11 protein-coding genes are annotated in these 15,405 nt (G+C 73.3%); 7 read left to right on the top strand and 4 right to left on the bottom strand.

Annotated elements, in window-relative coordinates:
• Positions 1-36 precede the first annotated feature (36 nt).
• Complete coding sequence (locus H9641_RS00200; protein WP_191799934.1) at positions 37-1,797, bottom strand: FAD-binding dehydrogenase; 1,761 nt, start codon at positions 1,795-1,797, stop codon at positions 37-39.
• Positions 1,798-1,891: 94 nt separating this feature from the next.
• Positions 1,892-4,201, bottom strand: a complete 2,310-nt coding sequence (gene glgX / locus H9641_RS00195; protein ID WP_191799932.1) for a glycogen debranching protein GlgX — start codon at positions 4,199-4,201, stop codon at positions 1,892-1,894.
• Positions 4,202-4,380: 179 nt separating this feature from the next.
• Between glgX and H9641_RS00190 the strand changes: the two genes are divergently transcribed.
• Both H9641_RS00190 and H9641_RS00185 read left to right on the top strand, forming a co-directional pair.
• Positions 4,381-5,190, top strand: coding sequence for an electron transfer flavoprotein subunit beta/FixA family protein (locus tag H9641_RS00190; RefSeq protein WP_191799930.1), 810 nt, complete (start codon positions 4,381-4,383; stop codon positions 5,188-5,190).
• An 11-nt stretch (positions 5,191-5,201) separates the two neighbouring features.
• Complete coding sequence (locus H9641_RS00185) at positions 5,202-6,179, top strand: electron transfer flavoprotein subunit alpha/FixB family protein (protein ID WP_318244290.1); 978 nt, start codon at positions 5,202-5,204, stop codon at positions 6,177-6,179.
• A gap of 116 nt (positions 6,180-6,295) precedes the next feature.
• Here the strand turns inward: H9641_RS00185 and H9641_RS00180 are convergent, their stop codons facing one another.
• Complete coding sequence (locus H9641_RS00180; protein ID WP_191799928.1) at positions 6,296-7,369, bottom strand: phosphotransferase; 1,074 nt, start codon at positions 7,367-7,369, stop codon at positions 6,296-6,298.
• 259 nt (positions 7,370-7,628) lie between these two features.
• On the opposite strand from H9641_RS00180, the gene H9641_RS00175 reads away from it, so the two are divergent.
• Entirely contained in the window at positions 7,629-8,900 is a 1,272-nt protein-coding gene (locus H9641_RS00175; protein ID WP_191799925.1) for a cysteine desulfurase family protein, read from the top strand.
• Complete coding sequence (mnmA, locus tag H9641_RS00170) at positions 8,897-10,126, top strand: tRNA 2-thiouridine(34) synthase MnmA (RefSeq protein WP_191799923.1); 1,230 nt, start codon at positions 8,897-8,899, stop codon at positions 10,124-10,126. The genes H9641_RS00175 and mnmA overlap by 4 nt, the downstream gene beginning before the upstream one ends.
• Before the next feature lie 7 nt (positions 10,127-10,133).
• Here the strand turns inward: mnmA and H9641_RS00165 are convergent, their stop codons facing one another.
• Positions 10,134-10,685 (bottom strand): ester cyclase, encoded by a 552-nt coding sequence (locus tag H9641_RS00165; protein WP_191799921.1) that lies wholly within the window; start codon positions 10,683-10,685, stop codon positions 10,134-10,136.
• Positions 10,686-10,899: 214 nt separating this feature from the next.
• On the opposite strand from H9641_RS00165, the gene H9641_RS00160 reads away from it, so the two are divergent.
• The 3 genes from H9641_RS00160 (at position 10,900) to H9641_RS00150 (ending at position 15,402) form a co-directional block, all read left to right on the top strand.
• The gene (locus H9641_RS00160) at positions 10,900-11,964 is read left to right on the top strand and encodes a uroporphyrinogen decarboxylase/cobalamine-independent methonine synthase family protein (RefSeq protein WP_191799919.1); all 1,065 of its coding nucleotides are present in this window, start codon (positions 10,900-10,902) and stop codon (positions 11,962-11,964) included.
• 220 nt (positions 11,965-12,184) lie between these two features.
• Positions 12,185-12,925 carry an HAD family hydrolase gene (locus H9641_RS00155; RefSeq protein ID WP_191799917.1) on the top strand — a complete coding sequence of 247 codons (741 nt, stop codon included), beginning with the start codon at positions 12,185-12,187 and terminating at the stop codon, positions 12,923-12,925.
• Positions 12,925-15,402: a glycoside hydrolase family 65 protein gene (locus H9641_RS00150; RefSeq protein WP_191799916.1), complete on the top strand. Its 2,478-nt coding sequence runs from the start codon at positions 12,925-12,927 to the stop codon at positions 15,400-15,402. Before H9641_RS00155 ends, H9641_RS00150 begins: the two co-directional genes overlap by 1 nt.
• The last annotated feature ends 3 nt before the right edge of the window (positions 15,403-15,405 follow it).

Genomic DNA, 15,405 nt, shown 5'->3' with positions numbered 1-15,405 from the left:
CCGTCTCCAGGCGTGCGGCCGCCCCGGTCCCCGGACCTACAGGCTCCGTGCGAGCGCGCGCCCCACGGTCCGTCCCGAGAAGAGACACCCGCCGAGGAACGTCCCCTCGAGCGCCCGGTGACCGTGCACGCCGCCGCCCCCGAACCCCGCGGCCTCGCCGGCGGCGTACAGGCCCTCGAAGACCGAGCCGTCAGGGCGCAGCACGCGGCCGTCGGTGTCGGTGTGCAGCCCGCCGAGCGTCTTGCGGGTCAGGACCGAGAGCCGGACCGCGAGCATGGGCCCGTCCTTGGGCGTCGTGAGCGGGCGCGGCGGGGACACGCGGATGACGCGGTCGACGAAGAACTTGCGGGCCATCGCCGTCGCCACGACCTGGTGGTCCTTGCCGAGCCCCGAGCGCACCTGGTCGTCACGCAGCCGGACCAGCCGTTCGAGCTCGGTCGCGTCGATGTGCCCCTGCGACCCGGGGGTCGCAGCCGTCAGGGCGTTCATCCCGGCGGCGAGCTCGGTCGGGTTCGCGCCCCACACGAACTCGGGCGACTCGGCGGCGAACCTGGCCACGGGACCGACCGCCCCGGGCAGCACCCGCTGTGCCAGCAGCCGCACGCTCCGGCCGGTGAGGTCGGGGTTCTGCTCCGAGCCCGACAGCGCGAACTCGCTCTCCATGATGGCCTTGTTGAGCACGAACCAGGAGTGGTCGTCGGCGCGGCCCGTGACGTGCTGGAGCGAGCCCAGGGCGTCGAACCCGGGGAAGAGCGGGGCGGGCAGCCGGTGTCCGTGCGCGTCGACCCACAGCGACGAGGGTCCGGGCAGGATGCGGATGCCGTGGTGGGTCCACACGGGCGAGTGGTTCGCGATGCCCTCGGGGTAGTGCCACATGCGGTCCTCGTGGACCAGGGCCGCGCCCGCGTCGCGCGTGACGCCGAGCATCAGGCCGTCGGTCGAGTCGGGGACGCCCGAGAGCATGCGCTCGGGCAGGACGCCCGCGCCCGCGGGCCAGTTCGCGCGGACCAGGTCGTGGTTCGCGCCGATCCCCCCGGAGGAGACGACGACGGCGCTCGCCGACAGCTCGACCTCGCCCACGACGTCGCGCACCGAGGGCACGCCTCGCTCGACCGGGTCGTCGGCCAGGATCTCTGCCCGCACCCCCGTGACGGCGCCGTCGGTGACGACGAGCTCGGTGACGCGGTGCCGGAAGCGGATGTCGAGCAGACCGGCCTCCCTGGCGTCGAGCGCCGCCCGGACGAAGGGCTCGAGGATGCCGGGACCGGTGCCCCAGGTGACGTGGAACCGGGGCACGCTGTTGCCGTGGCCACCCGCGGGGTAGCCGCCCCGCTCGGCCCACTGGACGAGCGGGAACCATCGCACGCCCTTGTCGTGCAGCCACGAGCGCATGTCCCCCGCCGCGAAGTCCACGAACCCTCTGGCCCAGGCGTAGCCCCAGCGGTCCGGCCCGGTGCCCTCCGCCGCGCCCGGCGCGAACTGCGCCGAGCCGAGCCAGTCGTCGAGGGCGAGGTCGGGGGTGTCCTTGACCCCCATGCGGCGCTGCTCGGGCGAGTCGACCAGGAACAGACCGCCGAAGGACCAGAAGGCCTGCCCGCCCAGGCTCGCGGCGGGCTCCTGGTCGAGGAGGATCACGTGACGGCCCGCCGCGGTGAGCTCGGTCGCGGCGACGAGCCCGGACAGGCCCGCACCGACGACGATGACCTCGGCGGAGTCGGCAGCTCCGGGGCTGGTAGCGCTCCCGCGGGCGGGGCGGGCTGCGGTCGGGTCGGGGATGCTGACGTCGTTGTCACTCATGCGCAGAGACTAGACCCCGTGTCCCCTCGCGAGGTAGAGGTCCGGCGTCGGGGTAGAGGTCTCGGGACCTCTACCCCGACGCCGGACCTCTACCTCAGCGCTGCGGAGCGGAGAGGTAGACCTGCATGCTGAGGGGCTCGAGCAGGACGGGCTGCGCGCCGGTCCTGCCAGCGGGGTCCTGGTCGGCGGAGGCGCCCTCGGTGCCCTCGCCCCCGTGCTCGCCCTCGGTGGGGTGCTCCCAGTCGGAGTCCCACGCGAGCTCCCAGGCGCAGCCCGCAGCCCCGCCGCGTCCCGGCACCTCGGCGAGCGTGACCTCGACCGTGTCGAGCGCACCGTTGACCACGACGAGCACGTCCCGGTCGCCCTCGTCCGGGCCCGTGCGCAGCATCTGCAGGACCCGGAACCCGGGGTCGTGCCAGGCGTCGTGGTCGAGAGGACGCCCGGCGGAGTCGAACCACGCGAGGTCCGGGACAGCGTCCTCGGCGGCATGACGCGGCCTGCCGTGGAAGAACGCGTCGCTGCGCAGCGCGGCGTGCTCGCGGCGCAGGGCGAGCAGGTGCGTCGTGGTCGCGAGCAGGTCCTTGCGCCACGGCGACAGGTCCCAGCTCACCCAGGACAGCGGCCCGTCCTGGCAGTAGGCGTTGTTGTTGCCCCGCTGCGTGCGGCCCATCTCGTCGCCCGCCGTGAGCATGGGGCTGCCCGCGGCCAGGATCTGCGTGGCCATGAGGTTGCGGATCGAGCGTCGCCGCAGGGGAGCGATCACGAGCCCGGGCTCGAACCCCCCGTGCTCGAGCACGGCCTCCTCGTCCTGCAGCCGTCCCTCGATGCCGTGGTTCCAGGACCGGTTGTCGTCGCTGCCGTCCCGGTTGCCCTCGCCGTTGGCCTCGTTGTGCTTGTGCTCGTAGGCGACGAGGTCGGCGAGCGTGAAGCCGTCGTGGGCCGTCACGAAGTTGATCGACGCGACCGGCCCGCGCATGAGCGGCGGGTCGCTGTGCCCGAACAGGTCTGCCGACCCGGCCAGGCGGGTCGCGAGCTCGCGCACGCCCTGGCCCTGGCGCCCGTGCGAGGCCTCACGGGGGTCGGCGAGCCAGAACTGGCGCACGGCGCCGCGGAAGCGGTCGTTCCACTCGGCCATCGGGGCGGGGAACTGCCCGGTCCGCCACCCACCAGGGCCCACGTCCCACGGTTCGGCGATGAGCTTGAGCCCGTTCAGCACGGGGTCGGTCTGGAGCGCGACGAGGAACGGGTGGTCGGGGTCGAACCCGCTCGGCCCGCGACCGAGGGTCACCGCGAGGTCGAACCGGAAGCCGTCGACCCCGATCTCCTGGGCCCAGTAGCGCAGCGAGTCGAGCGTCGCCTGGACCACGCGGGCGCGCCGGAAGTCGAGGCTGTTGCCCGTCCCGGTGACGTCGGCCAGCCGGGCCGGGGTCGCGCCGTCGTGCAGGTAGTGCACGGGGTTGTCGAGGCCGCGCCACGACAGGTGGGGCCCGTCGACCCCGCCCTCGCACGTGTGGTTGTGGACCACGTCGAGCACGACCTCGATCCCGGCCTCGTGCAGCAGGTGGACCATGCCGCGGACCTCGTCGACCACGGCGCCCGGCCCGGCCTCCTGCGCGGCCCGCGTCGCGTACGGCGCGTGCGGGGCGAAGAACCCGGCCGTCGAGTAGCCCCAGTAGTTGGTCAGGCCCTTGGCCACGAGGTGCGGCTCCGACAGGAACGCGTGGATCGGCAGGAGCTCGATCGTCGTGACACCCAGGTCCCGGAGGTGCGCGATCGTGGCCGGGTGAGCGAGCCCCGCGTAGGTGCCGCGCAGCGGCTCGGGCACGGCCTCGAGCTGCATGGTCAGGCCGCGCACGTGCGCCTCGTACAGCACGGTGTCGGCCCACGGGACCTGCGGCCGGCGCACGGGCGGGTGGTTCGTGCGCGGGGCCACGACGATTGAGTGCGGCACGTGGGCCGCGGAGTTGCGCGGGTCGGCCGGACCGCCCGGGTCGCCGACGAGCGCTCCCGAGGCGTCGCGCTCGGTCACGTGCCCGCGCGTCGAGGGGTCCTCGTCGAGCTCGCCCACGAGCCCGCGCGCGTACGGGTCGAGGAGCAGCTTCGCGGGGTTGTACCGGAGACCTGCGGCGGGATCCCAGGGACCGTGGGCGCGGAAGCCGTAGCGCTGCCCCTCGCGCACGCCGGGCACACGACCGTGCCAGACGCCGTAGCTCGGCCCGTCGAGCGCGACGCGCCGCTCGTGGATCTCACCGTCGGGGGAGACGTCGAGCAGGCAGAGGTCGACGGCGCTCGCGTGCGACGCGAGCACGGCGACGTCGACGCCGTCTCCTGCGAGGTGCACGCCGAGCGGCGGGACCGGGCCGTGCGAGGGGCGGGGGCGGGGGGTGGGGGCAAGCGCTTGCACCCCTCCATTGTGCGGCCCGGTCGTGGACGGTTCGTGCTCACCACGTGGTCGTGCGCAAGATCTCACCCGGCGCCGGCGCGCTGCCCGGTAGGGTTTCGACTGTGCCGCGTCCTCGCGAGGGGACCTGGCGTGCGGGTTCGTCCCGGGTCCACCGTCGCCCACCCACGGAGCTCATCACGATGAGGATCGTCGTCGCCGTCAAGTATGTTCCCGATATCCACGCCGACCGTCGATTCGACGAGGGCCGCGTCGTGCGCTCGTCGGAGGAGGGGACGCTCAACGAGCTCGACGAGAACGCGATCGAGGCCGCCCTGAAGATCGTCGAGTCGCTGCCCGAGGACGAGCAGTCGTCCTCCGAGGTCGTCGTCCTGACCATGGCAGGCCCCGAGTCCGACACCGCGATCCGCAAGGCGTACCAGATGGGCGTCGGACGCGGGGTGCGCGTGAGCGACGAGGCGCTCGCGGGCTCGGACTACTTCGGCACCGTCAGCACGCTGGCCGCCGCGATCCGCAAGCTCGAGGAGGAGGGCCCGGTCGACCTGGTCGTCACGGGCATGGCCGCGCTCGACGGGCTGGGGTCCGTCGTCCCGGTGCTGCTCGCGGCCGAGCTCGACCTGCCGCAGCTCACGCTCGCGGGCAAGCTCGAGGTCGACGCCGACGCACGGACCGCTCAGGTCACGCGCGAGCTCGACGACGCGCTCGAGGTGCTCTCTGCACCGCTGCCCGCGGTGGTCTCGGTGACGGACCACGCGAACTGGCCGCGCTTCCCGAACTTCAAGCTCATCATGGCCGCGCGCACCCAGCCCATCGAGGTCTGGAGCCTCGCGGACCTGGGCATCGACCCCGCAACGGTGGGCGACGCCGGTGCGCGCACGCACATCCTCAGCGCCACGCCGCGCCCGCCGCGCCCCGAGGTCGAGGTCGTCGTCGACAAGGGCGAGGGCGGCCGTGCACTGGCCGAGTTCCTCATCCGCAACGAGCTGGTCTGAGAGGGAACACCGTGACCACCAACGTCCTCGTCCTGCTCGACTCCCCGGAGACGCAGCTGCGCTCCGCGGCCCTCGAGCTCCTCACCATCGCCCGCAGCCTCGGGCGACCCAAGGCGGTGACGCTCGGCAGCCCGAGCGTCACGACGCTCGCCCAGCTCGGCGCCTACGGCGTCGACACGGTCCTCCAGGCCGAGCTGCCCACGTCCCTGAGTCCCGGCGCCGAGCACCTGACGGCCGTCGTCTCGCAGACGCTCGCGACCGCGGTGCGCCGCGCGAACGCCGACGTCGTGCTGCTCTCGGCGACCTTCCCCAACAAGGAGGCCGCCGCGCGCCTCGCGTACGAGCTCGGTGCGGGCCTCGTGATCGACGCCGCCGCGGTCCGTGCCGAGGACGGCAAGGCGGTGGGCTACAAGCGGGTCTTCGCAGGCTCGTGGGACACCGCGTGCGAGGTCTCGACGGACGTCGCGGTCTTCACGGTCCGCGCCAACTCGGTCGTGCCGGAGCCTGCCGAGTCCTCGGTCGCGACCGAGGTCATCGGGTTCCCCGTCGAGGTCCCGGCGTCGGCCACGCGGGTCACGGTCGTCTCGCGCGAGGAGAAGCCGGTCGTCGAGGGCGGGCGCCCGAGCCTGGCCGAGGCCGCGTCGGTCGTGGCCGGCGGGCGCGGCACCGACGGTGACTTCGCTCCGATCGAGGAGCTCGCGGACGCGCTCGGCGCGGCCGTGGGCGCAACCCGCGACGCGGTCTACGAGGGCTGGTTCGACACGTTCATCGGCCAGACCGGCGTGACGATCGCGCCCCGCCTGTATATCGGTGCGGGCATCTCGGGGGCTCCGCACCACCGTGGTGGCATGCAGGCCTCGCAGGTCATCGTCGCGGTCAACAACGACTCCGACTGCCCGCTGTTCGAGATCGCGGACTTCGCGGTCGTCGGCGACCTCGCCGAGGTGCTGCCGCAGGCGGCGAAGGTCATCCGCGAGCACAAGGGCTGACCACCCGCACGAACGACGCACGCCCCGGCAGGCTCGCCTGCCGGGGCGTGCGTGCGCCCGGGGGTGCTGCGGGTCGCGGGGGCGGGGTCGCGCCGGTGCGAGGTCCCTGGAGCGGGTCAGAGTCCGAGGTGCTCGAGCCAGGCGAGACCCGCGAGCGCCCGGCCCAGGGAGCGGTCCGGGAGGCACGGCCGGCCCGGGGGAGCGGGGCGACGGGCGGTGTCCAGGGAGAATCCTGCGAACCCGCCGACGATCGAGCGCAGGTCCTCGGGGTGCACCTCGGCGCCCAGCGGGTGGTCGTCGAACACGGCCGTGAGCCAGGCTCCGGCGCGCTCGGCGTCGTCCCAGCGCACGACCGGTGGTCCTCCGTCGCACGGGACCTCGACGTCGACGGGCTCGAACACGCCCTCGACGCCCTGGGCGCCGACCGTGACGAGCAGGTGGGCGAGGTCGAGCCAGCCCGCCCCGCGCATGGCGTAGGGCCAGTCGAGGACGTAGACCTGGTCGTCGGTCACGGCGAGGTTCTCGGCACGCATGTCGCCGTGGACGATCGACTCGCCCTCGCACGCGACGAGCACGCCCAGCTCGGCCTCGACGAGCCGGTCCAGGTGCTGTGCTGCCCAGGGCGAGACGTGCTCGAGGTGCTGGTACGGCTCGCGCTGGACGCGGCCCCATCCGATCGCGGCCGACGCGAGCTGGGGGCCGGCGGGCGGCAGGGGGATCTGGCGTGCGCCGGGGACGCGCGCGAGGTCGTCGAGGGTCTCGAGCACGCGACCGAGCACCGCGGGGTCCCACGGGACGCGGGGCGGGTAGCCGTCGATCGCCTCGGACGCGAGCACGATCCAGTCACCGTCGCCGTGACCCCACAGGAAGCGCGGCATGGGGACGGCTGCGGGCAGGCGCACCGAGATCTTGGCCTCGGCCCGGTGCAGGTCGGCGCACTCGGGCGCGTCGAGAGTGCGGGCCGCCTTGAGGAAGACCTGGTCGCCCGTCGAGAGCCGCACGAGCGAGCCCATGCCCGGGCTGAAGCCGCTCACGACGCTGATCTCCTCCACGACCCGGGCGTTCATGGTCGCCTCGATCTCGTCGCGCAGCTCGGCGGGGAGCTGCGCCCAGCGCAGCCGGTCGCTCGCGTGGGCGCGCGGATCCTCCGGTGAGCGGACCACGGTGGTGGTCGCGGCGTCGTCGGGCATGGGGTGTGGCACTCTCACAAGGTGAGGAGGGGAGTCTGAGGGGGGAACCGCGCGAAGGCGTCCCGGGGGCGGTCCACGGCGGGGAACGAACCGAGGACGTCGATCCGAGGACGATCGGGCATCTGTCAAGATATCGCGTTTTCCTGGGCTGTCCAGCGCGGTCCCACAGGTCGGCCGAGGGGCCTCGGGACGTCCCTCGGCGACCGTGTGACAGCGAGCCCCAGGAACCCTTCGTAGACTGGACGACTGTGATCGCCCCATGACCTCCACCCCTGCCGCGCCCGGTGCCGGCGCGTACCTCGACCACGCCGCGACGACCCCCATGTCTCCCGCGGCGATCGAAGCGTTCGTCGCGGAGCTGACGGCGACCGGCAACCCGTCCTCGCTGCACTCGGCGGGACGGGCAGCGCGCCGTGTCGTCGAGGAGTCGCGCGAGGCCGTGGCCGCGGCGCTCGGCGCGCGCCCCAGCGAGGTGATCTTCACCGCGGGAGGCACCGAGTCGGACAACCTCGCGATCAAGGGCCTGTTCTGGGGACGTCGCACGACCGAGCCCCGGCGGCGGCGCATCCTCGTCTCGGCGGTCGAGCACCACGCGGTGCTCGACCCGGCGTTCTGGATGGCCGAGCACACGGGCGCGGAGATCGTCCTGCTGCCCGTCGACGACGAGGGGCGCCTCGACCTGGACGCCCTGCGGGCCGAGCTCGCGGCCAAGGGCGACGAGGTCGCGCTGATCTCGGTCATGTGGGCCAACAACGAGGTCGGGACGATCCAGCCGGTCCAGGAGGTCGTGCAGATCGCGCGCCCGTACGGGATCCCCGTGCACTCCGACGCTGTGCAGGCCGTGGGCCAGGTCCCGGTGGACTTCACCGCGAGCGGGCTCGACGCCCTGACCCTCACGGGCCACAAGCTCGGCGGGCCGGTGGGCGTGGGCGCCCTGCTCGCGAAGCGGGGGCTGCCGCTCACGCCGGTGCTGCACGGCGGCGGGCAGGAGCGCGGCGTGCGCTCGGGCACGCTCGACACCCCGGCCATCCGGTCGTTCGCGGTCGCGGTGACCGAGGCCGTCGGGGCGCGCGCCGAGCGCGCCGAGCACCTGGCCGGGCTGCGCGACGAGCTGGTGCGCGGCGTGCGCGCGGCCGTCCCCGGCGCGGTCCTGCGGGGGCCGGACCCGCTGGTCGACCCGTCGCGGCGGCTGCCCGGCAACGCCCACTTCACGTTCCCCGGCTGCGAGGGAGACTCGTTGCTGTACCTGCTGGACTCGGCCGGCGTCCAGACGTCGACGGGTTCGGCGTGCCAGGCCGGGGTCCCGCAGCCCTCGCACGTCCTGCTCGCGATGGGCGTGCCCGAGGACGACGCGCGCGGTGCGCTGCGGTTCTCGCTCGGCGCGACCTCGACGCACGCCGACGTGCAGCGGCTCCTGGACGCGTTGCCCCAGGTCGTGGCGCGCGCGCAGGCCGCGGGTCTCGCGTCCTCCGCGGGCACGAGCCGGGGCGTCAGCAGCACCACCACCAGCACGACGAGGAGGCCTGCATGAGAGTCCTGGCAGCGATGTCCGGCGGGGTGGACTCCGCCGTCGCGGCCGCACTGGCCGTCGAGGCCGGCCACGAGGTGGTCGGCGTGCACATGGCCCTGTCCCGCAACCGTGAGCAGTTCCGCGCCGGGTCGCGCGGGTGCTGCTCGATCGAGGACGCGGGCGACGCACGCCGCGCGGCCGACGTCCTGGGCATCCCGTACTACGTGTGGGACCTCTCGGAGCGCTTCGAGGACACGGTCGTCGCGGACTTCCTCTCCGAGTACGAGGCCGGGCGCACGCCCAACCCGTGCGTGCGCTGCAACGAGCACATCAAGTTCGAGGCGCTGCTCGACAAGGCGACCGCGCTCGGCTTCGACGCGGTCGCGACGGGCCACTACGCGCAGGTCGTCACGCGCGAGGTCACGGAGACCGGGCCCGACGGCGAGCCCGTGACCCGCACGGTCCGCGAGCTGCACCGCTCGCCCAACGAGGCCAAGGACCAGTCGTACGTGCTCGCGGTCATGGGGCCCGAGCGCCTGGCCCGCTCGATCTTCCCGCTGGGTGGCTTCACGTCCAAGGACGAGGTGCGCGAGGAGGCCGAGCGGCGCGGGCTGTCCGTCTCGAACAAGCCCGACTCGTACGACATCTGCTTCGTGTCCGACGGCGACACGCAGGGATTCCTGAGGTCGCGCCTGGGAGCACGCACCGGCGAGATCGTCGACAGCGAGGGCGAGGTCCTGGGCGAGCACGAGGGGGCGTACGCGTTCACGGTCGGCCAGCGCAAGGGCCTGGCCCTGGGGCGTCCCGCGGCCGACGGCAAGCCGCGCTACGTGCTCGAGGTCGAGCCGGTCTCCAACCGCGTCGTCGTGGGGCCCGCGGAGCTGCTCACGGTCGACCGGATCGTGGGGGACCGGTCGGTGTGGCTCGCGGACGACGTCCTCGCCGCCGCGGGCTGGGACCAGGCCGCGTCGGACTGGTTCGAGGCGACCGTCCAGGTGCGTGCCCACGGGGTGCCGGTCCCGGCGCGGGTGCGCGCCGTCGTCGGGCCTGCGGCGGGAGCGTCCGAGGAGGCGTCCGGTGCAGCGCCCGCGCAGGGCGGCGGCATGGAGGTCGAGCTCACGGGCGAGACGCTGCGCGGCGTGGCCGCGGGGCAGTCGCTCGTCGTGTACCAGGGCACGCGCGTGGTCGGGCAGTCGACCGTGCAGCGGGCCTACCGGGCCGCGCGTGCCACGAGCCTCGCGGGCTGAGCCCGTCTCAGACCGTGACGGGCACGCTGCTCCCCACCGCGGCGCCCGGCCGGGTCGCCGCGACGACGGCGCTCGTGGGCACCACGGGGTGCTCGCTCAGCTCGCGCACGAGCCACGCGTCGTCGCGCACCGCCCAGTGCTCGGCCTCGCGGCCGTCCACGAACCGCAGCATGTGCATCTCGCGGACCGTGAAGTGACGGCCCGTGGGGGCCAGTCCCCGGAAGTAGCCGGTGTGCCGCGCGCTGAACGCGACGTGCAGCGCCACCAGGTCACCCTCGGCCACGGCGTGCAGCACCTCGACGTGCTGGTCGGAGAACGCGTCCGAGAACCAGTGCATGGTCGCGACGAGCCCTTCGAGCCCGCCCGAGGACCCGGGGGCCGGGTCGTGGTTGTGGAAGTCGGCGGCGACCAGCGCCGCCAGGGCCTGTGCGTGGTTTCCCGGAATCGCCTGGGTGTGCACGGCGATCGCGGTGGCCTTGTTGGTCGCGGTGGCCTCGTGGGTCGCAGCGGCCTCGTGGTTCGCGTCGGCCGCGGTCCCGGCCTGGTGGGTGCTTCTCATGTCCGCCTCGCTCGTCCGGCGGGGTCGTCCAACGGCCACCGCGTCGTCACGGTCTGTGGTGCATACTCATCACCCTTCACTCGGAGAGAGGGCCGCCGCAAGGGTTCGTGCGGGTGATGCGCGGGTGAGATCCCCGCGACGCGCCCCCCACGGGCCGTGCAGCGCGATCAGCAGAGCAGTTCTCAGCACGACACACCAGCAAGGAGCTCACGTCATGACGTCAGTCAGCGGGCACGGACCGTGGCCGGGCGGTGAGGGCACCGACGTGCTCGAGGCGCAGCAGATGATCTTCGGGGACCTCGCCGAGGTGCCCACAGGGGTCACGCCGGTCCCGTTCCTCGCGCGCCTGCCCCAGCGGGGACCAGGGGCCGACGGCGTGGGACGCACGGCGACCCTGCTCGCGGACCTGCCCGTCGAGATCGGCCCGCACGGCTGGAAGCTCGCCGACCGACCCGGCATGGACGAGCGTCGCGCGCAGGCGTTCCTGCGCGAGGACCTCGGTGCGCTCGCGATCGCGGGCCACGGGTACACGGGGCCGCTCGCCGTGTCGGTCGTCGGGCCGTGGACGCTCGCGGCCGAGCTCTACCTCGCGCGGGGCGACCGCGTGCTCTCCGACCGTGGTGCGGCGGCCGACCTGGCGGGCTCGCTCGCCGTCGGGCTGCGTGCGCACCTCGACGAGGTCCGGCGACAGGTGCCCGGTGCCGACCTCGTGGTGCAGGTCTCCGAACCGCTCCTGGGGCAGATCAACGCGGGCGTGCTGCCCACGTTCTCCGGGTACTCGCGCTTGCGCGCGGTCGAGGGGCCCGACATCGTCGAGGGCCTCACCGGGGTCCTGGACGCCGTGCGCGGGTGGGGTGCGCGCAGCGTCGTGCACGTGGGGCCGGCCTGGGTGGGGATCGCACCCGTGGTGCTCGCGGGCGCCGACGCCGTGGGTCTCGACCTCGCCGCGCGCGGCACGGGCTGGGACGAGAAGGGCTGGGAGCTGGTCGCTCGCGCGGTCGAGCGCGGCACCGGGGTCTGGGCGGGTCTGCCGCCCGCGAAGGTCTCGCAGTGCTCGGGCCCCCACCTCGGCGAGCTCGCGTCGCTCGTGACCGTCCCGTGGCGCCGCATCGGGCTCCCGGCCTCGGGGCTCGACGACGTGACGCTCCTGGCGGCACCTCGCGCAGGAGGAGTGGGCCTGGGTTCGGGGAGCCGGCTCGGGAGCACCGACGAGAACCGGGCGATGCTCGGGAACCTGGGGCGGGTCGCGGAGATGCTCGCGGAGCGGGCCCAGGACTGAGGGCTCGTGAGGGCACGGGCCTGCGGGCCGTGCCCCGCGGGGGAACGGGCTGGGGGCGCGGGCACCTCGTGGCCCCCCCGGTGACGAGGTTCGGCAGCCGGGCTGCCGTACGTCCGCGGTGCCCGCTCGTTTTCGCCGGGACGGCCCCCGGTGCGTACGCTCGAAGCACGCGCTCGCGATCTGCGGTGCCCACGTCCGTCCACTCTCCCGAAGGAGCGCGATGCCCGCTCTGCACGCCGTCCTCTTCGACCTCGACGGGGTCCTGACACCGACTGCCGAGGTGCACATGCGTGCCTGGGAGCGTCTGTTCGCCCCCTTGTGCGTCGAGCGTGGTGTCGAGCCGTACACCTCGGCCGACTACTTCGCGCACATCGACGGCAAGCCGCGCTTCGACGGGGTCGCGACGTTCCTCGCCTCGCGCGGGATCGAGCTGCCGCGGGGCACGATCGACGACGCCCCCGGCGAGGGCACGGTGTGCGCGCTGGGCAACAAGAAGAACGAGATCGTGAACCGCATGTTCGTCGAGGAGGGCATCTCCCCGTACCCCGGCTCGATCGCCTTCCTCGACGCCGTGACGGCGGCCGGGGCGCAGGTCGCCGTGGTCTCGTCCTCGCGCAACGCGCCGTCGGTCCTGGCCGCGGCCGGTATCGCGGACCGTTTCGAGGTCGTCGTCGACGGCACGGTCGCGGCCGCGCACGGCCTCGACGGCAAGCCGTCGCCCGCGACCTACGAGTACGCGGCCGAGCTGTTGGGCGTGCCCACGACCGCGGCGATCGTGGTCGAGGACGCGATCTCGGGCGTCCAGGCCGGGGCGGCGGGCGACTTCGGCCTCGTCGTCGGCGTCGACCGCGGGGTCGGTGCCGAGGCCCTGGCCGAGCACGGCGCGGACCTGGTCGTGAGCGACCTGGGCGAGCTCGACGCGACGGTCCTCGACCGTCCGGCACACGAGGGGGTCCGCTGATGGGCGGGTTCGAGCACGGGTTCGACGGGACGATCGACCGCAGCCGCTTCCCGGCGGACCCGTGGAAGCTCACCGAGAGCCGGTACGCGTCGCACGACCTCGGGGTCACCGAGACGCTCTTCTCGGTCGCCAACGGGTACCTGGGCATGCGCGGGAACGTCGAGGAGGGCCGCGAGTCCCACACGCAGGGGACCTTCATCAACGGCTTCCACGAGACCTGGCGCATCCATCACGCCGAGGAGGCCTACGGCTTCGCCGAGGTCGGGCAGACGATCGTCAACGTCCCCGACGTCAAGATCATCCGCCTCTACGTCGACGACGAGCCGCTCCTGCTTCCCGTCGCGGACCTGATCACCTACGACCGTTCGCTCGACATGGCCGACGGCGTGCTGCGCCGCGAGCTCCTGTGGCGCACGCCGTCGGGCAAGCGCGTGCTCGTGAAGTCCGAGCGCATGGTCTCGTTCGTCGAGCGGCACCTGGCCGTGCTCACGTTCGAGGTCACCATGCTCGACGACCCGGCGCCCATCGCGATCTCGTCGCAGATCCTCAACCGTCAGGACGGGCAGGACGAGTACCACGTCCCCTCGGCCGCGATGGGGCAGGGCTTCGACCCGCGCAAGGCCAACCAGTTCACCGAGCGCGTGCTCCAGCCGCAGGCGCAGTGGGGCGACGACCAGCGGCTCGTGCTCTCCTACCGCTGCACCAACTCGGGCATGACGCTCGCGGTCGCGGCGGACGACGACCTGGTCACCGAGAACACCTACGACGTGCGCACCCAGGTGGACGAGGACCTGGCCAAGCACGTCTACCGGATCCAGGCCGAGCCGGGCAAGACCGTGCGTCTGACCAAGACCGTGGCCTACCACACGTCGCGTGGCGTGCCCGCGATCGAGCTCATCGACCGGTGCCGTCGCACGCTCGACCGCGTGCGCGACGAGGGCATCGCGTTCCAGCACGCCGAGCAGCGTGAGTGGCTCGACGAGTTCTGGGCGCGCTCGGACGTCGAGATCCCCGGTCAGCCCGAGGTTCAGCAGGCCGTGCGCTGGAACATCTACCAGCTCGCGCAGGCCACGGCCCGCGCCGAGGGCAACGGGGTGCCGGCCAAGGGGCTCACGGGCACGGGGTACGGCGGGCACTACTTCTGGGACACCGAGATCTACGTGCTCCCGTTCCTGACGTACACGAGCCCGCGGTACGCGCGCAACGCGCTGCGCTTCCGCTACCAGATGCTCGACGCCGCCCGGCGCCGGGCGGGGCAGCTCTCGCAGCAGGGCGCACTCTTCCCGTGGCGCACGATCAACGGCGAGGAGGCCTCGGCCTACTACGCCGCGGGCACCGCGCAGTACCACATCGACGCCGACGTGACCTATGCCCTCATGCAGTACGTGCGGGCCTCGGGCGACGTCGACTTCCTCGAGCGCGAGGGCGTCGACATCCTCGTCGAGACCGCGCGCATGTGGGCCGACCTGGGGTTCTGGCGCGTCAACGGGGACGACTACTTCCACATCCACGGGGTCACGGGTCCCGACGAGTACACGACGGTCGTCAACGACAACCTCTTCACCAACGTCATGGCCCGCTTCAACCTGCGGGTCGCCGCGGAGACGCTCGAGACCATGCGGCGCGACGCGCCGCACGAGTACCAGGCGCTGGCGATCCGGCTCGGGGTGAGCGAGGAGGAGACCGCCGAGTGGGAGCGGGCCGCCAAGCACATGTCGATCCCGTTCGCCGAGCACCTGGGCATCCACCCGCAGGACTCGCACTTCCTCGAGCGGGAGATCTGGGACCTCTCGGGCACCCCGGCAGACAAGCGACCGCTGCTGCTGCACTACCACCCGCTCGTGATCTACCGGTACCAGGTCCTCAAGCAGGCCGACGTGGTGCTCGCGCTGTTCCTCCAGGGCGCCGAGTTCACGCCCGAGGAGAAGCTCGCCGACTTCGAGTACTACGACCCGTTGACCACGGGCGACTCGACCCTGTCGGGCGTCGTCCAGTCGATCATCGCGGCCGAGGTCGGCTACCACGAGCTCGCGCTCGAGTACTTCACGTCGTCGCTGCTCGTCGACCTCGAGAACCGGCACGCCAACGCGGCCGACGGCGTGCACGTCGCCTCGGCGGGCGGCACCTGGTCGGCGCTCGCGTTCGGGTTCGGCGGCATGCGGGACGACTGCGGGCGCATCAGCTTCGACCCGCGCCTGCCCCAGGAGTGGGAGTCCCTGACGTTCCGCGTGACGCTGCGCGACTCCCGGCTCAAGGTCACGGTCACGGTCGACGCGATCGAGCTCGTGTGCGAGACGGGCGACAGTGCGGACGTGCTCGTGCGGGGCGAGGCCGTGCACGTCGGCGCGGGCGAGACCGTCACGGTCGCGCTCGACGGCCAGGGGCCCGTGCTCCATGGCACGCCGAGCCTGCGCGACCTGACGGGCAACCGCCGCGAGGACGGGACGCTCATCACGGCCCAGGTGCCGCACTCCTAGCGC

This window comes from Oerskovia merdavium (assembly GCF_014836755.1).
GTDB lineage: Bacteria > Actinomycetota > Actinomycetes > Actinomycetales > Cellulomonadaceae > Oerskovia > Oerskovia merdavium.
The sequence above is the reverse complement of the archived record's forward strand: the minus strand, read 5'-3'. Positions and strand labels throughout refer to the sequence as shown.